Annotated in this window: 26 protein-coding genes; 14 read left to right on the top strand and 12 right to left on the bottom strand. The window is 31.7% G+C overall.

What is annotated here, in order from left to right; genetic code table 11:
• The first annotated feature begins 7 nt into the window (after positions 1–7).
• The 11 genes from kynU to D6T69_RS12380 all read left to right on the top strand — a co-directional run bounded on the left by kynU (position 8) and on the right by D6T69_RS12380 (position 10,159).
• On the top strand, positions 8–1,267 hold the full coding sequence (gene kynU, locus D6T69_RS12430; RefSeq protein WP_125068030.1) for a kynureninase: 1,260 nt from the start codon (positions 8–10) through the stop codon (positions 1,265–1,267).
• Positions 1,268–2,467 carry a S41 family peptidase gene (locus D6T69_RS12425; protein ID WP_125068029.1) on the top strand — a complete coding sequence of 400 codons (1,200 nt, stop codon included), beginning with the start codon at positions 1,268–1,270 and terminating at the stop codon, positions 2,465–2,467. It begins immediately after the preceding gene.
• Entirely contained in the window at positions 2,460–3,854 is a 1,395-nt protein-coding gene (locus D6T69_RS12420) for an FAD-dependent oxidoreductase (protein WP_125068028.1), read from the top strand. Before D6T69_RS12425 ends, D6T69_RS12420 begins: the two co-directional genes overlap by 8 nt.
• Complete coding sequence (locus D6T69_RS12415) at positions 3,855–4,376, top strand: DUF1697 domain-containing protein (RefSeq protein ID WP_125068027.1); 522 nt, start codon at positions 3,855–3,857, stop codon at positions 4,374–4,376.
• A 65-nt stretch (positions 4,377–4,441) separates the two neighbouring features.
• Positions 4,442–4,855: a RidA family protein gene (locus D6T69_RS12410; protein WP_206197816.1), complete on the top strand. Its 414-nt coding sequence runs from the start codon at positions 4,442–4,444 to the stop codon at positions 4,853–4,855.
• Between the two features lie 51 nt (positions 4,856–4,906).
• The gene (locus D6T69_RS12405; RefSeq protein ID WP_125068025.1) at positions 4,907–6,349 is read left to right on the top strand and encodes an aldehyde dehydrogenase; all 1,443 of its coding nucleotides are present in this window, start codon (positions 4,907–4,909) and stop codon (positions 6,347–6,349) included.
• Positions 6,342–6,560: a DUF6500 family protein gene (locus D6T69_RS12400; RefSeq protein ID WP_120187375.1), complete on the top strand. Its 219-nt coding sequence runs from the start codon at positions 6,342–6,344 to the stop codon at positions 6,558–6,560. Before D6T69_RS12405 ends, D6T69_RS12400 begins: the two co-directional genes overlap by 8 nt.
• 1 nt (position 6,561) lies before the next feature.
• The gene (locus tag D6T69_RS12395; protein ID WP_125068024.1) at positions 6,562–7,338 is read left to right on the top strand and encodes an SDR family oxidoreductase; all 777 of its coding nucleotides are present in this window, start codon (positions 6,562–6,564) and stop codon (positions 7,336–7,338) included.
• An 82-nt stretch (positions 7,339–7,420) separates the two neighbouring features.
• Positions 7,421–7,948: a 3-hydroxyanthranilate 3,4-dioxygenase gene (locus D6T69_RS12390; protein ID WP_047789336.1), complete on the top strand. Its 528-nt coding sequence runs from the start codon at positions 7,421–7,423 to the stop codon at positions 7,946–7,948.
• Between the two features lie 21 nt (positions 7,949–7,969).
• Positions 7,970–9,055 (top strand): amidohydrolase family protein, encoded by a 1,086-nt coding sequence (locus tag D6T69_RS12385; protein ID WP_125068023.1) that lies wholly within the window; start codon positions 7,970–7,972, stop codon positions 9,053–9,055.
• On the top strand, positions 9,056–10,159 hold the full coding sequence (locus D6T69_RS12380) for a hypothetical protein (RefSeq protein WP_125068022.1): 1,104 nt from the start codon (positions 9,056–9,058) through the stop codon (positions 10,157–10,159).
• Here D6T69_RS12380 and D6T69_RS12375 read toward each other — a convergent pair.
• Genes D6T69_RS12375 through D6T69_RS12360 form a run of 4 tightly spaced genes read right to left on the bottom strand, consistent with a single transcriptional unit; the run spans position 10,154 to position 15,293 of the window.
• Positions 10,154–11,551, bottom strand: coding sequence for a TolC family protein (locus tag D6T69_RS12375; protein WP_125068021.1), 1,398 nt, complete (start codon positions 11,549–11,551; stop codon positions 10,154–10,156). The genes D6T69_RS12380 and D6T69_RS12375 overlap by 6 nt on opposite strands.
• Before the next feature lie 33 nt (positions 11,552–11,584).
• Entirely contained in the window at positions 11,585–12,946 is a 1,362-nt protein-coding gene (locus D6T69_RS12370) for an HlyD family secretion protein (protein WP_125068020.1), read from the bottom strand.
• Between the two features lie 6 nt (positions 12,947–12,952).
• The gene (locus tag D6T69_RS12365) at positions 12,953–14,623 is read right to left on the bottom strand and encodes a peptidase domain-containing ABC transporter (protein WP_125068019.1); all 1,671 of its coding nucleotides are present in this window, start codon (positions 14,621–14,623) and stop codon (positions 12,953–12,955) included.
• Positions 14,607–15,293, bottom strand: a complete 687-nt coding sequence (locus tag D6T69_RS12360) for a TetR/AcrR family transcriptional regulator (RefSeq protein ID WP_125068018.1) — start codon at positions 15,291–15,293, stop codon at positions 14,607–14,609. The genes D6T69_RS12365 and D6T69_RS12360 overlap by 17 nt, the downstream gene beginning before the upstream one ends.
• Positions 15,294–15,480: 187 nt before the next feature.
• Here D6T69_RS12360 and D6T69_RS12355 point away from each other — a divergent pair, with 187 nt between their 5' ends.
• Positions 15,481–17,019 carry a peptide MFS transporter gene (locus D6T69_RS12355; RefSeq protein WP_125068017.1) on the top strand — a complete coding sequence of 513 codons (1,539 nt, stop codon included), beginning with the start codon at positions 15,481–15,483 and terminating at the stop codon, positions 17,017–17,019.
• 57 nt (positions 17,020–17,076) lie between these two features.
• Here D6T69_RS12355 and D6T69_RS12350 read toward each other — a convergent pair whose 3' ends face one another.
• From D6T69_RS12350 to rsfS, 6 genes are read right to left on the bottom strand one after another with little or no spacing between them, the layout of a single operon-like run.
• A complete protein-coding gene (locus D6T69_RS12350) occupies positions 17,077–17,709 on the bottom strand; it encodes a YceI family protein (protein ID WP_125068016.1) in 633 nt (210 codons plus the stop codon).
• A gap of 5 nt (positions 17,710–17,714) precedes the next feature.
• A complete protein-coding gene (locus tag D6T69_RS12345; RefSeq protein ID WP_125068015.1) occupies positions 17,715–17,972 on the bottom strand; it encodes an acyl-CoA-binding protein in 258 nt (85 codons plus the stop codon).
• Positions 17,973–18,000: 28 nt separating this feature from the next.
• Positions 18,001–18,795, bottom strand: a complete 795-nt coding sequence (locus D6T69_RS12340; RefSeq protein WP_125068014.1) for a phosphatidate cytidylyltransferase — start codon at positions 18,793–18,795, stop codon at positions 18,001–18,003.
• A 3-nt stretch (positions 18,796–18,798) separates the two neighbouring features.
• A complete protein-coding gene (locus D6T69_RS12335) occupies positions 18,799–19,389 on the bottom strand; it encodes an LUD domain-containing protein (RefSeq protein ID WP_125068013.1) in 591 nt (196 codons plus the stop codon).
• A 10-nt stretch (positions 19,390–19,399) separates the two neighbouring features.
• Positions 19,400–21,325 carry an ATP-dependent zinc metalloprotease FtsH gene (ftsH, locus tag D6T69_RS12330; protein WP_125068012.1) on the bottom strand — a complete coding sequence of 642 codons (1,926 nt, stop codon included), beginning with the start codon at positions 21,323–21,325 and terminating at the stop codon, positions 19,400–19,402.
• A gap of 25 nt (positions 21,326–21,350) precedes the next feature.
• Entirely contained in the window at positions 21,351–21,719 is a 369-nt protein-coding gene (rsfS, locus tag D6T69_RS12325; protein ID WP_125068011.1) for a ribosome silencing factor, read from the bottom strand.
• Positions 21,720–21,805: 86 nt separating this feature from the next.
• Here rsfS and D6T69_RS12320 point away from each other — a divergent pair, with 86 nt between their 5' ends.
• On the top strand, positions 21,806–22,543 hold the full coding sequence (locus D6T69_RS12320) for a biotin--[acetyl-CoA-carboxylase] ligase (protein WP_125068010.1): 738 nt from the start codon (positions 21,806–21,808) through the stop codon (positions 22,541–22,543).
• Here D6T69_RS12320 and D6T69_RS12315 read toward each other — a convergent pair.
• Together D6T69_RS12315 and pyrE are read right to left on the bottom strand one after the other, a co-directional pair.
• Positions 22,538–22,927 (bottom strand): SRPBCC family protein, encoded by a 390-nt coding sequence (locus tag D6T69_RS12315; RefSeq protein WP_125068009.1) that lies wholly within the window; start codon positions 22,925–22,927, stop codon positions 22,538–22,540. The genes D6T69_RS12320 and D6T69_RS12315 overlap by 6 nt on opposite strands.
• Positions 22,928–22,937: 10 nt before the next feature.
• Positions 22,938–23,588: an orotate phosphoribosyltransferase gene (gene pyrE / locus D6T69_RS12310; protein ID WP_125068008.1), complete on the bottom strand. Its 651-nt coding sequence runs from the start codon at positions 23,586–23,588 to the stop codon at positions 22,938–22,940.
• A 7-nt stretch (positions 23,589–23,595) separates the two neighbouring features.
• Here pyrE and D6T69_RS12305 point away from each other — a divergent pair, with 7 nt between their 5' ends.
• Positions 23,596–24,201, top strand: a complete 606-nt coding sequence (locus D6T69_RS12305) for an NUDIX hydrolase (RefSeq protein ID WP_125068007.1) — start codon at positions 23,596–23,598, stop codon at positions 24,199–24,201.
• Positions 24,202–24,241 lie beyond the last annotated feature (40 nt).

Below are 24,241 nucleotides of genomic sequence, written 5' to 3'. Positions count from 1 at the left end.
AATAAGCATGTATAAACCAACACTCGATTACGCACAGCAACTAGATAAAGAAGATAATTTAGCGCATTTAAGAGCGCAGTTTCATATTCCAAAAGACGCAGAAGGAAATGACTGGTTGTATTTTACAGGAAATTCTCTTGGGCTACAACCAAAACAAACACAACAATACATTCAACAAGAGTTAGATGATTGGGCAAAATATGGAGTAGAAGGGCATTTTGAAGCTCGAAATCCATGGATGCCATATCACGAATTTTTGACAAATTCCATGGCGAAAATAGTAGGTGCTAAACCGCTAGAAGTGGTAGTGATGAACACACTGACGACTAACTTACATTTGTTAATGGTGTCGTTTTATCAACCGACTAAAACAAAGTATAAAATTGTTATAGAAAGTGATGCTTTTCCTTCGGACAGATATGCTGTACAATCGCAATTAAAATTTCATGGATTTGATACAGAAGAAGGATTGATAGAATGGAAACCTCGTAAAGGAGAAGAATTATTACGTATTGAAGATCTAGAGAAAATAGTAGATGAACAAGGCGATGAAATAGCCTTGTTGTTGATTGGAGGAGTGAATTATTATACAGGACAGTATTTAGATATCAAACGTATTGCAGAAATAGGACACGCAAAAAACTGTATGGTAGGGATTGACTTAGCACACGGTGCGGGAAATATTTCTCCAGAGTTACATGATAGCGGAGTAGATTTTGCAGCTTGGTGTACTTATAAGTATTTGAATTCGGGTCCAGGAAGTTTAGCAGGATTGTTTGTACATGAAAAACATGCACATAATAAAGAGTTACCTCGTTTTGCAGGTTGGTGGAACCATAACAAAGAAACTCGTTTTAACATGCGCCAACCATTTGACGTAATGCCAGGAGCAGAAGGTTGGCAGTTATCAAATCCACCTATTTTATCAATGGCAGCCATTAGAGCTTCGTTAGATATGTTTGAAGAAGTAGGAATGGAAGCGCTAAGAGCTAAATCGGAAAAATTAACAGGCTATTTTGAATATCTAATCAATCAGATTGATACCGATAGAATTAAAATAATTACGCCATCTAATCCGAAAGAAAGAGGGTGTCAATTATCTATTCAAGTGAAGAATGCAGACAAAAGTTTACACAAAAAACTAACCGAAAATAATATTATAACCGACTGGAGAGAACCTGATGTAATTCGTTGTGCACCAGTGCCAATGTATAACAGTTTTGAAGATGTATACAGAATGGTTGAAATTTTAAAAACATTGCTATAAATGAAAAAAGTATTTATTGTTTTTTTAGTTCTATGTAGTTTTAGTAGTATAGCTCAAACGAAGTATCAAAAAGATTTTGATTATTTGTGGAGTATGTTTGATGGATTCTACGCTTACTTTGATCAAAAACAAACAAATTGGGATGAGGTAAAAAAGATTTATCAAAAAGAGGTAGAAAATGTTTCGGATGATTCTCAGTTTATTAGATTAATAGAGAATATAACGTACGAACTATACGACCCTCATACGGGGATTAATCGAAATTTAAAGTCTTCATTCCGACTAATTCCAACATCAACTGATGCATGGGTAAAAATAAAAGATGGAAAATATTACATAGCAGACATTAGATCGGGTTTTGAAATTGAAGAAACAGGATTAAAAGTTGGAGATGAATTACTTCGTATCAACAACCGTAAAATTGAAGATTTAGTAGAAGAAGTACTGCCAAAATCTTTTAAAAACCCAAAAGACAACGTAAAAGAGTTTTTTGCCAATTTATGGTTTGCTGGAAAGCATAATGAAGAAAGAGTGATTCTAGTACTAGAAAATGGAAAAGAAAAACAATATAGACTAAACAGACCTACAGCTTCAAAAAAAGAAAACGGAACTTTAAGTTCAAGAATTATAAAAGGAAATATAGGGTATATAAAGCTAAATAATTCTTTAGGAAACAATGAGGTAATTAAAGCTTTTCCTAAAAAGGTAGATGAGTTTAGAGATACCAAAGCGATAATTGTAGATTTAAGAGATACACCAAGTGGAGGTAATGCCGAAGTAGCAAAAAGTATTATGGGAAAGTTTATATCGGAAACAATTCCATATCAAAAACATGAAAAAGTAAGTTTAGAAAGAGAGTTTGGTATAAAAAGAAGTTGGATTGAGTTATTAACACCTTTAAAAAATCCATATAAAAAACCAGTTATTGTATTAGCAGGAAGGTGGACAGGAAGTGTAGGAGAAGCAATCGCACAAGGTTTTGATAACATAAAGTCGGCAACAGTAGTGGGAACAGAGATGGCAAAACTGTTAGGAGCTATTGAATGTGATAGATTACCAAATACTAAGATCAATTTATGTTTTCCTGTTGAAAAACTGTTTCATGCAAACGGTACGCCAAGAGAAAAATTTATTCCTGAAATTCACACTAAAACAAGTGAAGAAACATATAAAAAAGCGATTCAAATAATAAATGAGTAAAAAAGACAACATAGTAATCATAGGTGCTGGTTTATGCGGAAGTTTATTAGCACTTCGTTTAGCACAAAGAGGATATAAAGTGGATATGTATGAAAGTCGTCCAGATTTAAGAGTTACTGATATCTCAGCAGGACGTTCTATCAACTTAGCATTATCGGATCGTGGATTTAAAGCGCTTCGCTTATGTGGTGTGGAAGAAAAAGCGCGGGAAATTTGTATTCCGATGTACGGACGTTTAATGCACGATAGAGAAGGGAATACGTTTGTTTCTAATTATTCAGGTAGAGAAGGAGAGTACATCAATTCTATTTCAAGAGGAGACTTAAACGGAATCTTATTAAACGAAGCGGAAGCACATGAAAATGTAAGCATTCATTTTAATACAGAATGTACTTCGGTAGATATTGAAAATACTGTAGCGCATTTTAAAAATTACAATACGAAGGAAGAGTTTTCAGTAGAAGGAGATGTGATTTTTGGAACAGATGGTGCAGGGTCTGCATTGAGAAAAAGCTACTATTTAGAAAGAAAATTCTTGTTCAGTTATTCGCAGAATTTCTTGACACACGGATACAAGGAATTAGAAATTCCTGCAGACAAGTCGGGAAAACATCAAATAAGTAAAGATCATTTGCATATTTGGCCCCGAGGAGAGTATATGCTAATCGCTTTGCCGAACTTAGATGGAAGTTTTACGGTAACCTTGTTTTTAAGTTTTGATGAAGGGGAATACAATTTCAATAATTTAACTTCCGAAGAAAAGGTAACTGAGTTTTTTGAAAAAGAATTTTCAGATGCCTTAGCGTTGATACCAAGTATTAAAGATGAGTTTATTAATAATCCGACTGGAGCTTTAGGAACGGTAAAATGCTCACCTTGGCATTATCAAAACAAAACTTTATTAATGGGAGATGCAGCACATGCGATTGTTCCGTTTTATGGACAAGGAATGAATGCATCGTTTGAAGATGTAACCGTATTTGATAGGATTCTTGATACGCACGAAGGAGATTGGCAAGCTACTTTTAAAGCGTATGAAAAAGCACGTAAAGAAGATACCGATGCGATTGCTGATTTAGCTATCGATAATTTTTACGAAATGCGCGATCATGTAGCAAATCCATTATTTAAGCAAAAGAGAAAGTTGGAAATGGATTTAGAGAAGACGTTCCCAACAGAATATTTTTCAAAGTACTCAATGGTAACTTTTAATGAAGAGATTCCGTATGCAGAAGCAATGAAAAAAGGACGTGCACAAGATAAAGCTTTGTTGAATATGGTGGCTCATCACGATTTAGATGTAATCACCGATTTGAATGAGGTATTAAAAAAGGTGCAAGAAGAAACTAATGAAATTTTAGAAGAGGATAAAATAGCGGGACTATAAATGAATAGATATATAATATTACTAAGAGGAATCAATGTTTCGGGAAAAAACAAGCTTCCGATGGCAGAGTTGCGTGATATGTTAAATGAATTAGGGTTTCAAAATGTACAAACCTATATTCAAAGTGGTAATATTATTTTAGAATCTAAAGAAACAAAAGAAGTCGTTTGTCAGAAAATTAAAGAAGCGATTGCTGCTAAATTTGGATATGATCTACCTGTACTGGCTAGGACACCAGAGGAATGGAAAAGTACACTAGAAAGCTATCCGTTTTCACAAGAGAATGAAAAAATAGTAGCTTTTACTTTTTTAGATAGAGTAACTAAAGAATCAGTTATTGAAGTTAAGGGAATTAACGAAGACGAATATAAAATAGTTGATGATGTGGTGTATTTGCTTTGTCCGTCTGGTTTTGGAAAAACTAAACTGACAAACAGTGTAATCGAAAAGAAGTTGAAGGCAACAGCAACCACACGTAATTTAAAAACAACGAAAAAACTATTAGAATTAGCAACTTCATAAAGCATCATTTCGACCAAAGGGAGAAATCTCGTGTAAAACGTGTTTGGAAGCAAAAAATAAAAAATATGGACAGTAAAGTAATCAAAGGAAAAGCGATACCAAGAGGAAAATTTCCACATGTAAAACAAGTAGGAGATTTTATTTATGTATCAGGTACAAGTTCTCGAAGACCTGACAATTCTTTTGAAGGAGTTGAGGTAGATGAGTTTGGAACTACCAACTTAGATATTAAAAAGCAAACCCGAGCGGTAATAGAAAACATTCGTGATATCTTACAAGAAGTTGGAGCTGATTTATCTGATATTGTAGATGTAACTTCATTCTTGGTGAATATGAATGATTTTGGAGGGTATAATCAGGTATATGCTGAATATTTTGATTATAATGGACCAACGAGAACTACGGTTGCTGTACATCAATTACCACACCCTCATTTATTGATTGAAATTAAAGTGGTGGCGTATAAGAAGCAAGAGTAAAGACACTAGAACCAAGACAAAAGAGTCTTAACTTTTTAATCTGTGAATGAAATGAACATTAAAAATTACATAAACGGAGAATTCGTTAATCCAATCAAAGGAGGATTTATAGATAATTATAATCCATCTATAGGTGAAGTATATGGTCAAATTCCTAATTCTACTACTGAAGATGTAGAATTAGCTTATAAAGCAGCGAAGGAAGCTTTTCCTGCTTGGTCGAATACTACCTTAAACGAACGTAGAGATATTCTTTCTAAAATAGCACAGTTAATTCAACAGAGATTACCTGAACTAGCAAAAGCAGAGGCAAAGGATAATGGAAAGCCATTAAGTTTAGCTACAGCGATTGATATTCCGAGAGCATCATCTAATTTTCAATACTTTGCAGATGCAATTACACAATTTTCATCTGAAGCTCATGAAAGTGTAGGCTTAGGAGCGATGAATTTTACTTTGCGTCAGCCTATTGGAGTAGTAGGATGTATCTCACCTTGGAATTTACCATTGTATTTGTTCACTTGGAAGATTGCCCCAGCAATAGCAGCAGGGAATTGTGTAGTAGCAAAACCTAGTGAAGTAACACCAATGACAGCCTATTTATTAGGTGAAATTTGTAATGAAGCAGGTTTGCCTAAAGGGGTATTAAACATTGTTCATGGATTAGGAACTACCACAGGACAAGCCATTATTGAGCATCCAGACATTAAAGCAATTTCATTTACAGGAGGAACTGCTACAGGAGCACACATAGCTCGTACAGCAGCACCTATGTTTAAGAAGTTGTCATTAGAGTTAGGAGGTAAAAATCCAAACATCATTTTCGCCGATTGCGATTATGAGAATATGTTAGCGACTACAGTTCGCTCTTCATTTGCAAATCAAGGTCAGATATGCTTATGTGGAAGTAGAATTTTTGTAGAGGAAAGTATTTACGAGCAATTCAAAAAAGATTTTGTTCAAAAAGTATCGCAATTAAAAATAGGAAATCCTTTTGATGAAGATACAAATATTGGAGCCTTGGTGTCGAAACCACATTTAGAAAAGGTAAAATCATACATAGATATTGCGGAACAAGAAGGAGGGAAGATTTTATACGGAGGTGACAGAGTCACTGTCAAGAATTGTGAGAATGGATATTATTTAGAGCCTACTATTATTGAGGTTTCTAGTAATCAGTGTAGATTAAATCAAGAAGAAATTTTTGGACCAGTAGTAACCTTAATGTCTTTTAAAACAGAAGAAGAAGCTTTACAATTAGCTAATGATGTGGTGTATGGATTGTCATCAACACTATGGACAAACAATTTGACAAGAACCATGCGATTATCTAAAGAATTACATACAGGAATTGTTTGGGTAAATACTTGGTTGTTACGTGATTTAAGGACTCCTTTTGGAGGTCAAAAAGCGAGTGGAGTAGGGCGCGAAGGAGGTTTTGAAGCATTACGTTTTTTTACAGAACCAAAAAATGTTTGTATAAAATATGAATAAGGAAATAAAGGAAAAAATAATTGCTGTTTGTGAAGAGAAAATTGCTAAAAAAGGAGAAAATGTAGGGCTTTCGTTCTATGCATTTTTCAAAAATAAAAATGACAATCCGAAAGTACTGATGGAAGTAGCTACTTGGTGGATTCAGACACATCAATTAGATCATTTTGAGAAAGCGGTTAAGATTAAACAAATGATTCAGAATAACGAATAAAATGAATTTAGAGATACAACATAAAAACGCCTTGGTATGTGGTAGCACACAAGGAATAGGAAAAGCGGCAGCAATACAATTAGCTCAAGAGGGAGTAAATGTTACTTTGGTAGCTCGTAGTGAAGAAAAGCTAAAAGCTGTGTTGGCAGAATTACCAAACAATAAGCAAAATCATGGGTACTTGGTAGCTGATTTCACCAATCCAGCAGATTTAAAAGAGAAATTAGAAGTGACTAACTTACAGTTTCATATTTTGGTGAATAATACAGGAGGACCAGCAGGAGGTCCTGTATTCAATGCCGAGTTAGAAGAATTCGAACGCGCTTTTACCATGCATTTAAAATGCAATCATGTATTGGTGCAAGCGGTAGTTCCATTTATGAAAGAGGAAGGCTATGGTAGAGTAATTAATGTGATCTCTACATCAGTAAAACAACCATTAGATGGCTTAGGAGTTTCGAATACCATTCGAGGTGCGGTTGCCAATTGGAGTAAAACCTTAGCGAATGAGTTAGGACAATTCGGAGTTACGGTAAATAATGTATTACCTGGGGCTACAGCCACAGAGCGTTTGACAGAAATTATCAATAATAAAGCTGCAAAAACAGGTAAAACTGTTGAAGAAGTTGCAGAAATGATGAAGAATGCATCACCGGCTAAACGTTTCGCAAAACCTGAAGAAGTAGCCGATGCTATTGTGTTTTTAGCAAGTGAAAGAGCAAGCTTTATCAATGGAATTAATGTTCCTGTTGACGGAGGTAGAACAAAATCATTATAAAAGAATCAAGAATGAAGACTTTTAGAAACAAGACTATTTAAGTATCTTTAAAACAATCTAAAAGCCTAAAAACCTAAATAAAATGAGCAAGTTAGTACAACCTTTAAATTTCAAGAAGTGGATTGATGAAAATCGTCATTTATTAAAACCACCAGTAGGAAATAAACAAGTGTGGGATAATGGTGAATATATCGTAATGGTTGTTGGAGGTCCTAACAATCGTAAGGATTACCATTACAACGAAACACCAGAGTTTTTCTATCAATTAGAAGGAGATATGGTGTTGAAAATCATAGACGACAAAGGAGAAATGATTGATGTTGAAATTAATGAAGGAGATATTTATTTGTTACCAGGAAAGGTGCCGCACTCACCACAACGTAAAGCGAATACGGTAGGTTTGGTTATTGAATATCCACGTGATGAAGGAATGATGGATGCTTTAGAGTGGTACTGTGAAAATTGTGGACATCAATTATACAGAGAAGAATTTGCTTTAGATAATATTGAAACGGATATGCCAATAATTTTTGATAAGTACTATTCTGATAAAGAGAAATGTACTTGTGATAAATGTGGTACTGTGATGGAAGCACCAAACAAAGCATAAATTTTGCAATAGAAAAATAACATGACAAAACGAAAACTAAGAATAAACGGACATTCACACTTGTTACCTTACCCAGAGCAAATTCCGCAGTTTATGAAGGACAAAGGGATTTTTTGGGTTGATAAGGACAGAAAGTTCATGCTACAAAAAGATTGGAGTCGACCAGTAACAGATTCTAGTTTCTTTTTAGATGAAAAACTAGCATGGATGGAGCATTTTAAAATCGATCATGCAGTAGTGTTAAACTTATCTCAGTTATACGGAAACGGGTTGCGTTTAGAAGAAATGAAGCAAGCCTTACGTTTCCAAAACGATTTTAACGCACGTGTTCAGCACGATAATCCAGGTAAATTTACTTGTGGATTTGTGGTGCATCCAGGATTTGTTCGTGGAGCTTTATGGGAGATAGAGCGATGTGTTGAGGTGTTAGGGATGCGTTTGTTGTGTTTGCCAACACACTATATGGATACTATTGGTACATGGCGATGTATTTTTGATGAGGAAAATGAACCTATTTTTGAGTTAGCAGATAAATACAATTTAGCGGTTGAAATTCACCCGTATGACGGAGAGAAATTCATCAAACTACAAAATACAAGTTGGCGTTTCCACTTAATTTGGATGTTGGCACAATGTGCAGATGCTTATCACTTTTTAACATTAAACGGATATTATGAAAAGTATCCTAATATGCGAGTTTGTTTTGCGCATGGAGGTCAGTTAGCGCAAATGAATTTAGGACGTCGTATTCAAGGGTTTGATGGTAGACCTGATTTGTTTGAAGGAAAACAACATCCTCGTAAAGCTGTAGGACATAAAAATATCTTCTTTGATACATTAGTACACGATACAGGTTCGTTAGATTTGTTAATTAAAAACCAAGGATCAAAACAAGTATTGATAGGGTTGGATGATCCTTATCCATTAGGAGAGATGGAGAGTGAAATTCAGTCATCATATCCAGGGAAAATTTTAGATTTAGCTATTGATAGAAACATTATTAATGAGCAAGAGAAAGACGAAATGTGGGAGGATAATGTATTACAGTGGTTGTTTGGAGATGATAAAAAAGCGAAAAAAGATTTAGTATCTAAAATTTTACAATAAATGACTGGAGTAACACAGTTTCATAACCTATTACATACGTGTATTTCTTTTATTGGAGCTGTGTTATTATTAGCAATCTACTATAATATTACAAAGCGATTTAAAGAAGTTTTAGAAGAAGGAAATTCAATAAAAAGAGTTGATAAAGGCTTGTTGTATTTCAGCTTTGGTATGTTGGTTTGGGTGGTTTCTGGTATTTGGGCACTTTCTGCAAGTTATTTCACTTTTGAAAAAACAACAATTCATCAGATTGGAATAAACATTTTATCTACAGTAAATAACTTATTTTGGTTAATGGCACTTTATTATGTGTATGATGCCCCAAAGTTTATTTATAGAAATGAAAAGAATGTAAAAGTTATAGCAATAATAATTGTTATTGTGGCTTCCATAACTTTATCATTCTCTTTTTTGTATGGTAATGATTTTTATTACGGAATAAAGATAGCAGCGCTTCCTGATGTTTTGCTAACAACTTTTTTATGTTTTTTAATGGGAGTTTCTTTTTATAGAACTTTTATGTATAGAGACTTAAAGTTGGTAGCTTTTATATCGGTTATAGCAATTGTATTGTTGTTCGTATCTCAATTATCAGATGTTTTAATTGGTTTTGATAATGAATTCACTAATCAATTAATTAGGGTTATAGCCAAAACATCATTGATATCGGTTTTTTTAGTGTTGGCAACAAGCTGGGTAATACAACTGGCTCATACGCCAAAACCTAATGAAATGAAAATTCAGTTTTTAGACTGGTCACTGATAAAACTCACCATTCCATCTAAAGGAATAGTCAATGCTAAAATAGATTTTGGATCAAAAACAACTCAATACAAAAACCTACTAACATTTGCTTATAGAAGAAAGTTTTTAGAGGCAGAAAAGCAATCAATTATAGTTAATTCAGGAGGTGATATTAAAAGTCAAACCTATGTTACTAGAATTATAGATAATATAAATTCAATTTTGAATACAGAAGAAGAAAAATTAGAGCGTAAAGACCTTATTACATTTATAGGTGAAAGTAAATATCGTTTGCGAATTCTTCCTGAGCATATAATTATTGATGAAGCCTTGTTAGAAGAGTATAAACAACAGTTATAAACTATTTAATTTACCTAATAGTTTTACAAGTTTACCCTTTGTTTTAGCATATTCGTATTCGTTTTTAATTTCTTTCAATTTACTTTCTATTAATTTTACTTCTCTATAATTAATTAGAAAAATAGAACTCTCACCCAAAGAAAACTTACGTTCTTCACTTTTTACAATTGTATTATAATCGTTTACAAGATTTTTTAAAATATCATTTTGCTTTTTATATGATGTAATTTCTTGCTCGGTAGCCGTTATTTTGTTTTGTAAAGAGACTTTAGTTGATGCAATTTCAAAGTCGATATCTTGTAATTTTAGCTTAGCAAGTTTTAAATCTCCTCTAGATTTACGAAGAAAAAGAGGAATGCTAACTTGAAGAGAATTTTTATAGTTAGCAGTGCTAAAAGCATCAAAATTATCCACTTTTGAAGCAAGAAAGTTATACTGGAAATCTACTTTAGGTAATAGGTTGTTTACTTTTAGTTGCTTATTTATTTCTAGGTTTCTTTTCTTTAACTCCAGTAACTTTAATTTAGGATGGTTTTCAAACTCATTATCAAATAAGGTGGTTACTGAAGTATTTAGAATAGTATCAATATTAGAAAAAGTAGTAACGTCAGGAACTATTTCTTCTTTTATTTCCATAGGAATATTGTTACCAATCCATAAATAGTTAGAAAGTTCTAACTTAGATTTAATGTATTTAATATTCGCTTTTTCTAGGTCTAATTTTCTGTTTTTTAAATTGATATTTGCTTCTAAAGTGTCGATAGCTGGTTTATCACCGGCTTTAAAGCTTTTCCTTATATTTTTTAGTCTGGTATCAGCATTGGTGTAATAATCTTTGTAAACATTGTAGCTCTGGTAGTATTGTAACCAATTTAAGTATGTGTTTATAGCTTCAAACAAAATATCATTAACTAATAGCTGTTGTTCTAATTCACCTTGTTGAGTATAGAGTTTAGCTTGTTTTAAAGTAGCTATCCTTTTGTTAATAAATAAGTTTTTAGCCAGAGAAACTGATATGCCAACGTTATATAAGCCATTTTCTGGAGTATTATGTTCAGGGTTTAAATATTGACCAGAATTATTTTCATAACTACCTTTTAGCTCTATTCCATACCAAGTCGGAATTTTAAAGGTTGAATTTAACTTTTTGTAATAGTCTTTGCCTTTAAATTCTTTTCTGTCGTAATCTACTTCTATTTTAGGATCGAAACTACCTCTAGCTTTTAATAATTTAGCCTCATTGGTACTTGTAATAAGTTCGGCTTGCTTTATAACAGGATGATATTTTTTTACATACCCTAAATACTCTTCTAAACTAAGTTGAGTACTTAAATTATCTTGTGCTGTAGCTATAAAGCTTAGTAACAAAAAAAGGATACTTAACCTTTTCATCTATTTATTTTTTATTGTTTTACTAAGTGTTTTTTAGTCTTCTTTTTTTGACTTTTTACCACTTTCTTTATTCTTTGGTTGATAGAAGTTAGGGGGGAAGCTGTTAATTTGTCTCCATAGCTCAAACCATATAGGCACATTTTCTAACAAGGCAATGGTTTTTGCACCAGAACCTACTCTAATAGCTTTAGGCCAAGGTTCTTTATCATTATTAGGAACAATTAAAACACGATACTTCCCATTGCTACTAATAAAATTTTCGATAGCTACAATTTTAGCACCGTAAGTTCCGTATGATACATTAGGCCAACCACTAAAAACTATTGCAGGCCAACCATCAAACTGAACACGAACTTCTTCACCAATGTGTATCAATGGTAAATCGATAGGTTGTATGTACATTTCAACAGCTAAGTCGTAGTCAGCAGGCATGATATTTACTAATTGCTCACCTTCTTTAAACGTTTCACCAATACCAGACTTTATAGCTTTATTAATATATCCATCTTGTGGAGCAGTAATGAATAATAAAGAACTTCGCTTGCTATAATTAGCTAAGCTAGTTTCTAGTTTTGAAACTTGAACTTCTGCGTCATAAGCACCAGACTGTGCACTATATAAGCTGCTTTCTGTTTTAGAAAGTTTATCAGCATATGAAGCTTCTGTGCTACTAATCGCTAACTGAGCATTGATAATATTATTTTTAGAAGTAAAGAACTTATTTTCTTGAGAAATTAATTTAGCAGATAACTCTTGAAGTTTAGCTCTTTTTTCTTCAACATCTTTTACAGCTTTTAAGCCTTCTTTTTCTAAAGTGACAGTTCTGTCAAACTGAGTTTGAGCTATTTTTTGTTTTATTTTAATAGCTTCAAAATCAATACTATCACTTTTCGCCTTTAAATAAGCTTGCTTTAATTTGTTTTTTGCTTGCTCTAATTTTAGTTTTCGCTCTTTTTTAATAGCAATAATCTGTTTTTGTAAAGCACTAATTTTATTGTTATATGCTTTGGCAGATAGTGTTTTAGAGTTTAACTGTTTACCAGTTCTTTCAGCGAGTTTGGTATCAAAATACCCACTTTTTATTTCTGAAATCCTTAAAATAGTATCTCCTTTCTTTACAAAATCTCCTTCTTGTACAAACCATTCTTCTATACGTCCAGGTATTTGAGATTGTAATGTTTGTGGACGTTGATTAGGTTTAAGGGTGGTAACCTGTCCTTTGCTGGATACATTTTGAGTCCAAGGTAAAAACAAGATGATAACTAAGATAACAGAAAAGACTAGTAAAAATCTTTTAAATAACTTGTGATACTCTTTTGTAAAAATGTCTTTTCCAGACTTGAACTTTGTTATGTCTATTTGGTCTGAAACGGTGTTTTTTGATATGTTTAACATGATTACCTAGGATTTAAAGTTAGTTATACTACCTTTTTCAAGGGTAATTTGTTTGTTGCATTTCTCTTTCCAATGCTCATTACGACTCACAATAATTAAACTCCATGGTCTAGAAATATCAGTAATGAAATCAATTATTTTTTTTGCTTCATTTTTTTCAAATTGATCAAGAGGATCTTCTAATATGAGTAATTTAGGTTTTTTTATGATTGCTCTTGAAAGAACAATTTTCTTAGCTACCGTATAAGCAATAAGTTTTCCTTCAGGTTTTAAATAGGTGTCCAAACCTTTGGGTTGTTGTTTTAAGAATTCTGTTAATCCTGTAACTTTAAAAATGTTATATATTTCCTCATCAGTTATTGATGAATCTCCAAAGGTTATATTTTCTCTGATGGTACCTTCAAAAGGAGTTTCTTCAGAAAGAGATAATCCTAAGTTAGCCCTATAGTTGTTAGTAAAAATACCCTTTAGAGATAAATCGTTTACAAAAATATCTCCTGATGTTGGTTCAATTAAACCAGAGATTAGTTGGATTAAACTAGATTTTCCAGAGTTACTACTTCCTTGAATTAAAATCCTATCGTTAGGGTTTATTTCAAAAGATACGTTATTGATTACAGGATTATGTCTGTTGTTAACAACATACGAAACATCTTGAAGTTCTATTTTAAATGGTTTATCTCTATTAATATTACTTCCGTTTTGTGGCTCTATGGGTTTATCAATAACCTCTCCTAGTTTTTCTATAGATGTAAGTACATCGTAAAAAGATTCAAGACCTAATATTAATTTTTCTACAGAATTCATAATTAGGATGATAATGATCTCAGCAGCCACAAATTGACCAATATTCATTTGTTGTGTTAGTACTAAAAAACCACCGATAAGTAATAAGCCAGCAGTAATAATTACCTTAAAACTAATCATTTGAATATACTGCATAACGAGTACTTTAAAGTGACTTTCTCTAGATTTTAAATAATCATCTACTAGAATATCACTTTTCTCAAGCGCTAGTTTTGTTTTTCCTGATAATTTAAAACTTATAATAGTTCTTGCAATCTCTTGAAGCCAGTGAGCTACCTTATATTTGTTTTTTGACTCTTTTAAACTCGTTTCCAATCCTTTTTCTGCGGTGTACTTAAAAACAACATAGATTAATAGTAAAACTAACAATCCGAAAATGATAAAAAACGGATGGTAAAACGAAAGAAGTAATAAAGCAAAAATAATTTGTAATAGAGCGGAAGGAGCATCTATCAATATTTTTGAAATACCTTTTTGAATGGTTAACGTATCAAAAAAACGGTTGGCAAGCTCAGGAGGATAGTAATTTCTTAGTTCTATCATTTTAATTTTAGGAAAACGATAACTAAGCTCTATGGATGCTCTAGTGAAAATTCTCTGCTGAATAGTTTCAATAATCCTAAACTGCATTAGTTTTAAAATCCCGCTAAAAGCAACACCAGCAGTTACTAGTATAACTAAAACAATCCAAGAGGCAGAAACCTGTGCCGCTTGCAATAAATTTATAATGGCTTGTACACCTAAAGGCAATGATAAAGCAACAATACCTTCAAAAATTGCATAATATGCTATTTGTAGTGTATCTTTTTTTTCTAGGTTTATTAATCCTAGAAATCGCTGCCATGGAGTTAGTTTATTTTTCTCTTTCATTAGAAAGTACGTTTAAAGTTAGTTCAATAAAAAAGGAGGTAGTAGTTGTGCTTTCATCACAATTAGTTAGTGATTTAAAATGAGATTTTACAAATTGCTGATGTAATATTCCTTCAATTATAGTACTTGCAAGTGTTAATGGATGTTTATAATTATTGTTATAATTACTAATTATTTCAGCAAAACGTTTTACTACTTCTTTGTACAATTTAAAAAATCCTTCTTTATTTTCAGTATCTACTTCTTTAGTAGAGTATGATTTTGAGTTCTCGTTAATTACAATTAAGTTAAGTAATGCCTCATTAATATGTGAAAAGTTATTGTCTTTCTCAGCTTTTCTAGCTAGAACCTCTATGGCTTTAATTAATTTCTCTTTTGGGTTACTAATACTGTAAGTTTCGATTACCAATAAATATTGAATCCAGCCCCAATACCAAGAAGTTAAGTAAACTAAGAGTTTGTGTTTACTTTCAAAATAACGATAAATCGAACTTTCGTTAGAGCCTATTAACTTTCCTAATTTTTTAAAATTGAAATTCTCAAAACCAATTTCTTCAATAAGTATAATACTGTTCTCTATTATTCTTTTACCCAAATCAGAGGTTTCAGGGTCTTTGATGTATATTCCTGAAGGGATCTCTATTTTTAAATTTGATAGTAAATTTTTCATAAATAAAAATTAATAGCGCAAATATAATAGTAAAACTATTAAATAAGCGTTTGTCGGTATTAATAAGATGTTAATTTTTTGGTTACAAAAACTTACAAAAGCTTATTTTTTACTACAATTAACTACATGCCTTTAGGTTTTATATGTCGAAAAATATATTCGTATAAACTTAAAATTTATGGAATATATGAATTCACGAACTGATGTTTTAGGACATCCAAGGGGGCTTTTATACTTATTTTTTGCTGAATTATGGGAACGCTTTTCTTTTTATGGAATGCGAGCCTTATTGGTACTGTATATGACAAAACATTTGCTTTTTTCTGATGAAATGTCTTTTGGTGTGTATGCGGCATATATGTCGTTAGTGTATGTGACTCCTATGATAGGAGGAATGCTTGCTGACAAAATATTAGGGTTTAGAAAGGCAATTGTTTTAGGAGGTGTGTTAATGGCGTTAGGACATTTCTTTTTGACATTTGAACATCCAATATTTTTTTATGGTTCGTTATCTTTAATTATTGTTGGAAATGGTTTTTTTAAACCCAATATATCTTCGTTTGTTGGTAAGTTATATGCAGAAGGAGATAATAGGAGAGATGCAGGGTTTACTATTTTTTATATGGGTATTAATATTGGTGGAGCTGTAGCTCCATTATTGTGCGCATGGTTAGCTGAATTATATGGTTGGCACTATGGATTTGTTTTGGCAGGAATAGGAATGTTGTTAGGCTTGTTAGTTTTTAAAGGAGGACTTAAGAAAAATGTTTTTGAAGATAAAGGCTTAGTACCAAATCAAGAATTATTTGAAGAGAAACAATTTGGAGTAAAAAAAGGAAATTTAGTAACAATTGGAGCACTTTTGTCTGTTCCAGTATTTGCATTGATAGTTTATTACCATGAGTTTGAGCATTACTTAGTTTGGATTGTTTCGTTATTTCTGATATTGTTTTTAATTAAGATTTTACGAAATGTGACTTCAAAAGAACGTAAAAAACTTTCCGTAGCTATATTCTTTACGATTTTATATACATTGTTTGCAGCAATTTTTGAACAAGCTGGTAGTTCATTGACTTTATTTGCAGATAGAAATGTTAATTTAGTAGGGATAAATGCTGCTCAAACTAATAGTATTAATTCTACTTTTATAATTCTAATGGCAATCCCATTTTCAATGCTTTGGGGGTATTTGCATAAAATACATAAGAATCCAAACTCTGTTATAAAATTTGGATTAGGTTTGTTGTTTTTAGGTGTAGGTTTTATAACTTTTGGCTTGTCAGGTTATCAAGTTGATGAATTAGCTAAAACTCCAATGATGTATTTGATTTTAGGGTACTTTATACTAACAACAGGAGAGCTATTTTTGTCACCTATTGGATTATCTAAAATGACAGAGTTATCACCTGTAAAATATATTGCTTTTATAATGGGGGTGTGGTTTTTAGCAAATTTTTATGGTCATTTTTTTGCAGGTAAAATAGCCAATTTAACTACAGTTGTTAACGGTAGTTTAGGAGTGTTTTCTAAAGGCTTTTTTGGAAAAATAACTGAATTGTTTACAGGTTTGTCATCCAAAACTGTTATGGAACAATCCGAGATTTTTCATCAATTGTACTCATATGTTTCTGTGTATGCTAACCTAGGAGTAATTTCAGCAATAATAGGTTTGTTGGTAATTACTTTCTATAAACCAGTAAAAAAATGGATGTTTGAAGTACATTAAAAATAAAAAAGCCTCAGAAATTACTCTGAGGCTTTAAAAATATTCTTTTAATCTTTTTTATTTAAAAACAGATGTAATATTTAAAGCTACTTCATCCCAAGTTTTTGAAACGCCATCAGCACCTTTGTGTAAATCTTTACAAGCAGTGTTTAAAGAGTCTAAAGCATTTTCAGCTTGCCAGTCTGTAATCTTCATCGTTGTATTTAAACTGAACTCTTTTCCGTTTAAAGTATATTTAAAAGGAAGCTTTTTAGTTACTCCATTCATGGTTAAGTTAGCATGACCAATAGAGTCATTTTCTAAAACTAATTTACCAGAAAGTAACTCAGTGTTATCCATTACTCCAAAGAAAAACTTTTTAATTTTAAAGTCCCTACTAGTATCTTTTGTGAAAATACTACTTACAGGAATAGAAAACTCAGCATTGTTAATAGCGTCCTTAGCTGTATCAGCTTCACCACCAGCAGTAATATTTACTTTTTGAAATTGCCCATTTACAGGTACTTTTTCAGTAGTTTTATAAGCTGTCCAGTTTATTACATTGTCTGCGTCTTGTAATATAAAAGCAGCTTTCTTTTCTGTGTTAACTTCTTCTTTTGTGGTTTCTGTTTCTTTTTTTGCTTCTGATTTACAAGATGTCATTTGAAAAACTGTAAAACAGATAACTAAAGAATAAACGATTTTTTTCATGAGGTTTATTTTATGATTGAATTTACTAATTTAATATATTCTTTTTTGGCTTTTCGTTCACTCATACCTCTAAGTTGCATCCATGCATTAAATTTAAAGGCATTTCGTAAATCACTATTATCATTAAATGTGAATCTATCTCCCTTTACAGCTTGTTTATAGTATGCGTATAAACGTAGCATAACATCAGGAGGAAGTTTTTCCTCTAAATCAGACGCTATTTTATAAGCTTCTTTAAACTTTAAATCCAAATCATCTTCCATGGGGTAGACAGTTATTTATATAGATAGTTTACATTATATAATGTATATACAAATATACGAAGGGAGCAAGGAAAAACAAGCTATCTAGCCTATCTAATAAGCCTCCATGACCAGGCATAATTGTACCACTATCTTTTACTTTAGCTTGTCTTTTAAGTTTGGACTCTACTAAGTCTCCTAAAGAACCAAAAATAGCTACAATAATAGCGATGATTACCCAGTCTAAAATAGAAAAGATTCCAGAGTATTGACCTATTATAAAACCAGCAATTAAAGAAAATAATAAACCACCAATAAAGCCCTCTATTGTTTTCTTAGGAGATACTTTTTCAAATAACTTTCGTCTTCCAAAATTTTTGCCTACTAGAAAAGCAAAACTATCATTTGTCCAAATGATTAAAATTATATAAATAATTATGTTTGGATAATAAGAACCATTTATGAAAGGAAGGTTCATTAAAAAGTAAAACGGCAATACTAAATATATAACTTGTAAAAATATTTTTTTAGCTAAAGTATCTGTTTTAATAGGCTTAGAGCTTACGAGCAAATAAAGCAAAGCGATAGATCCAACTATGGTAGCGCCAAATAGGTAATCAGTATATTCAAAAGTTGTGCTGCTAAAAGTTAGGTAAACAGTACACGCTAAAAGAATATATGGAACAATGTTTTTTGTTTGTATAATTTTAGAAAGTTCCCAAATACAAACAGTAGCAAACAGAGTTAGTAATCCTATATATGTTTCTGCAGAAAAAAGAATAGCAGAAATAAATAGAAAAGCATAAACAAGTGCAGAAAGACTTCTTACAAAAAGGTTAGACATATTTTAAAGGTCTTCAAAGAGCAGCAAATATAAATCTTTTGTGTTATTATTACCATAACTCAAAAAATTATCATCTTCAACTTCAAACGTATAATTCTTAATGGAACTTATGTTGGTTGGTATATTGCCGCTAAAATGTGTTTTAATACCTGTTAATCCTTCTCCTGTGTTTTTTACTAACTGACTCGTAGTAGCATAAACAATAAAATGCTTAGATAGAGACGCTAGTTTATGACTGCCTATTTGATTAGAAGAAAATAAGATTTCTCCTTTATCAGCAATTAAATGCTCACAAGAAGTAAAAAAAGGTACAGAATCAGAGGAATGGTTTTGTACAGATATATCAATTTTTTCAGTAATCTTTAATAAATCAAAATCGGTACAAGTAATTTTACGCCAATTATTCTCTTGTAAGATGTTTTTTAAATGATTACTTACTTCGTTTATTGATGTACAGTATAAAAACTTTCCTCCTTTATTAATAAAATGATGAACAAAAGAATCATCTAAAGACAAATGAACTTCTTGTTCGTTCACTTTTTTTTCTTTAGATGATTCTTGATATGTTTTAAATAATTTTTTGAAAAAATTCATTAAAATAAAACTATTCTTCTGTTGTAATTTGAGGCTTTTCTTCCTTTCCAAAAGGTCTGTCACCAAAGATTTTTATTAAATCATCTTTGAAGATAACTTCTTTTTCCAGTAATAAATCAGCAAGTTCAGTTAACTTATCTTTGTTCTGGTCCAGTATATTAATGGCTCTTTTGTATTGGTTTTCTATTATTTCAGAAATTTCTTCATCAATTTTTTGTGCAGTTGCCTCACTATATGGTTTTACAAAGGCGTCATTTCCTGATGAATCATAATAAGTAACATTACCTACTTTGTCATTTAAACCGTAAACAGTAACCATAGCTCGAGCTTGTTTAGTAACTTTTTCTAAATCACTTAACGCTCCAGTTGAAATTTTATTGAAAATTAATTTTTCAGCAGCTCTACCTCCCATAGTAGCACACATTTCATCTAGCATTTGTTCTGTTTGAACAATTTTTCTTTCTTCAGGAAGATACCAAGCGGCACCTAATGATTGACCACGAGGAACAATAGTTACTTTAACTAATGGAGCGGCGTGTTCTAACATCCAACTAACGGTTGCATGACCTGCTTCATGAAAAGCAATTACTTTCTTTTCTTTAGGAGTAATCACTTTATTTTTCTTTTCTAAACCACCTACAATTCTATCAACAGCATCTAAGAAATCTTGATGTTCAATAGCTTCTTTACCATTTCTAGCAGCAATTAAGGCAGCTTCGTTACATAAATTAGCAATATCAGCACCAGAGAAACCTGGTGTTTGTTGTGCTAAAAATTCTAAATCAGCATTAGCAGCTAATTTTAAAGGTTTAATATGAACTTCAAAAATTTCTCTACGTTCATGTAAATCTGGTAAGTCAACATAAATTTGACGATCAAAACGACCAGCACGCATTAAGGCTTTGTCCAATACATCAGCACGGTTAGTTGCTGCTAATACAATCACATTTGTATCAGTACCGAAACCATCCATTTCAGTTAATAATTGATTTAGAGTGTTTTCACGCTCATCATTACCGCCTGTCATACTGTTCTTACCTCTGGCACGTCCAATAGCATCAATTTCATCAATAAAAATAATTGAAGGAGATTTTTGTTGTGCTTGTTTAAATAAGTCACGTACACGTGAGGCACCAACACCAACAAACATTTCAACAAAATCTGAACCAGATAAAGAGAAAAAAGGAACTCCAGCTTCACCAGCAACAGCTTTTGCTAATAAGGTTTTACCTGTACCAGGAGGTCCTACTAATAAAGCGCCTTTAGGAATTTTACCTCCTAATTTGGTGTATTTTTCTGGGCTTTTTAAGAAGTCAACAATTTCTTGAACTTCTTCTTTTGCGCCTTCTAAGCCTGCTACATTTTTAAATGTAGTTTTAACCTTAGTATTTTCGTCAAAAAGCTTAGCTTTAGATTTACCTATGTTAAAAATTTGCCCTCCAGCACCACCGCCTCCAGCAGCTCCAGACATTCTTCTCATAAAGAATAGCCAAATAACAATCAATAAAATGAAAGGAAGGAAACTAATGATGGTATCCATCATACTAGTTCTTTCTACATTTACCTTGTCGAAATCAAGATTCTTTTCTTCTTTTTCTTTATTGATTTCATTTTCAAAGTTTTGTAAATCACCAAAGTTATATGTGTAAAGAGGTGATCCTTGTCTGTAAAAAGGAGAATCTGCTAGTTTTTTATGCTCTTCTTTTTTTAAAGCTTCCGACTTTAAAAATATTTGAGCAACATTATTATTTTCTACAACGATTTCTTTGATATCGTTTGCTTGGAGAATTTTAGTAAACTCGTTTTTTGTAATATTACGAGAACCTAAGTTACCAGAATTAAAAAAACTTAATCCTAGTAAGATTATTATTATTGGTATGTATAGCCAAAAAGAATTGAAACTAAATTTTGGCGCGTTTTTTTTATTATCACTCATAAAAAGGTGTATAAAGTGTTAGCAATTATGCTGGGTTGATTTCTGTAATTTTTGCATCTCCCCAAAGGCTTTCAATGTCGTAAAATTCACGAACTTGTTTTTGAAAGATGTGTACAACAACGTTTACGTAATCCATAAGAACCCATTCAGAGTTTCCTTGCCCTTCAACATGCCAAGGTTTGTCTTTTAGTTCTTTACTTACTATTTTTTGTACAGAGCCCGAAATGGCATTAACTTGTGTGTTCGAATTAGCAGAACAAACTACAAAATAATCACAAACAGTGTTTTCTATCTCTCTTAAATCTAGTAATTGGATATCCTCTCCTTTTACATCATCAATCCCTTTAATAATCACAGCTAAAAGATCGTCTGTGTTTGTTTGTTTTATTGTCATTAAAAAAAATTAAGTTTTAGCAAAGTTATTATTTTTTTGCGAGTAATTTATGTAATATTGATACTTGTTTTACACGCTAAATCTACATGAAAATAATCAAACTTAATGCCATCGACTCTACCAACACTTTTTTGAAGAATATGGTGTCAAAAGTGGTAGTTGATGATTTTACAGTTGTAGTTGCTAAAACTCAAACAAAGGGTAGGGGGCAAATGAATTCTGAATGGGTTGTTGAAGAAGGAAAGAACCTTACTTTTAGTGTGTTTTCTAGGTTTTCAGACTTGGATGTAGAAAATCATAAGTATTTGAGCTTTTGTATTTCGCTAAGTGTTTATGAAGCGTTAAAAGAGTTAGATTTACCAAGTTTGTCGATAAAATGGCCTAACGACATTCTGTCAGGAAATAAAAAGTTGGGAGGTATTTTAATTGAAAATACATTGAAAGGAAGTAAGATTGTGTCGTCAGTAGTAGGAATAGGAATTAATGTAAATCAAGATTCGTTTTCCAAAAATTTACCTAACGCTTCTTCCGTAAAAAAGATTTTAGGTAAAGAGTTTAACCTAGAGACTTTACTAGAAAGTATTTTAATGAGGCTAAAAAACTACCATACGATTTTAGAAAGAAAAGAATATAGTTTATTAGAAGAAGCTTACTTAAAGAGATTGTATAAAAAAAATGTTCCAACAATGTTTAAAAACAGTCAGAACATTTTATTTATGGGTAAAATTATTGGAGTTTCAAAAAGTGGTAACCTCCAAATTGAGCTAGAAAACGAAACAATTCAAGAATTTGGTTTGAAAGAGGTTTCGTTTGCTACTTTATAATTTTTCTAAATTTTCAGTTAATGTGCCAATAAACTTAGTTAATGGTGCTTTTACCATCATTGCCATCATTGCATTAAATTCACCATTGAATTTTAACGTAACTTGGCTTTCATTATCACTAATTTCACTAATGTCAGCAGCTAATGTAAAAGGTAATTTGCTACTAGCAGCACCTAAAGTAACATTAGAGTATTCAGTTTTTTCCTTCATTATTAAACGAATTTCTGGCATACCTTTTAAACCAAAAATAAAGCTATCACCATCAACTTCAAATTTTTGAGTGTTTTCAGGCATTAGTTGTTCAAAGTTTTCTAATTTGGTTAGAAATTCAAATAAATCTTTAGATGATTTTTTTACAGTAACTGTATTTCCTTCTATATTCATTGTTGTGCTGTTATTTATCGTTTTGATTCCATTCACTAGGGGCAATTCTCCAATCTTCTAATGTTCGAAATTCTTCACTAGTAATATATTTACTATCTAAGGCTTGTTCTAATAAATGTTCATAATTACTCAAAGTAGTAAGTTCTACTTTATCATTTTTAAAATTCTCAGTAGCAATATTAAACCCGTAAGAAAAAATAGCAATCATCCCTTTTACATTGGCATGTGCTTCCTTCAATGCTTTTACAGCATTTAAACTACTTTTTCCAGTGCTAATTAAATCTTCAATTACTACTACGTTTTGACCACTTTCTATATGTCCTTCAATTTGGTTTTGTCTACCATGTTTTTTTGGTTCGGGTCTAACATATACAAAAGGCACTCCAAGCTCTTGAGCAACTAGTATACCAATTGCAATAGCACCAGTAGCAACACCTGCAATAACATCAGGTTTACCATGTTTTTCTTCTACTAGTTTAGCAATTTCTTGTTTTAAAAAGTTTCTAACAGGTGGGTAAGATAATGTAATCCTGTTATCGCAATAAATAGGTGATTTCCACCCAGAAGCCCATGTAAAAGGTTCTTGGGGGCTCAATTTTATAGCCTTAATTTGCAAAAGAAGCTCGGCAGTTTTTTTTGCTGTATCTTTGTTAAAATCCATAGCGCAAATGTATAAAGTTTTTGTTAATGATAAACCAATAATCTTTACAACTTCACTTAAAAATGAAGAAGATTTTTCAGTTTATATTTACAAAAATACAATTATTGAAGAACTTATTTACAAGTTAAAAGTAGGTAAATTGGATGGTGTTTATATCTATTCTAATAACTTAACTGAAGACTGGATAGACTTTAAAGTTAAGTATAAAGTAATTACAGCGGCAGGAGGATTAGTTTTAAATGAAAACAAAAAAGTACTTTTTATTTACAGAGGAAGTAAATGGGATTTACCTAAAGGACGTGTAGAAGAAGGAGAAAATTTAGAGGAAGCAGCCATAAGAGAAGTTGAAGAAGAATGCGGCATTGAAAAACTAATTATTAACCGAAAACTACTTGTTACTTATCATTTATTTATGCTACAAAATGAATATCGATTAAAACAAACACATTGGTATTTAATGTTTTCTAATTATAAAGGAAGTTTAACTCCTCAATTAGAAGAGGGGATTACAAAAGCAGAGTTTAAAGATAAGAAAGAAACAAATAAAGCATTACAGAATACATTTGCTAATATAATAATGGTCTATGAATCTTATCTAGATAACATCGATTAATGACACTCTGTCATAAAAAATGATTGGATTTGTGTCTTTT

This window comes from Tenacibaculum singaporense (genome assembly GCF_003867015.1).
In the GTDB taxonomy this organism is placed as follows: domain Bacteria; phylum Bacteroidota; class Bacteroidia; order Flavobacteriales; family Flavobacteriaceae; genus Polaribacter; species Polaribacter singaporensis.
This window is presented reverse-complemented; position numbering and strand designations above follow the sequence as displayed.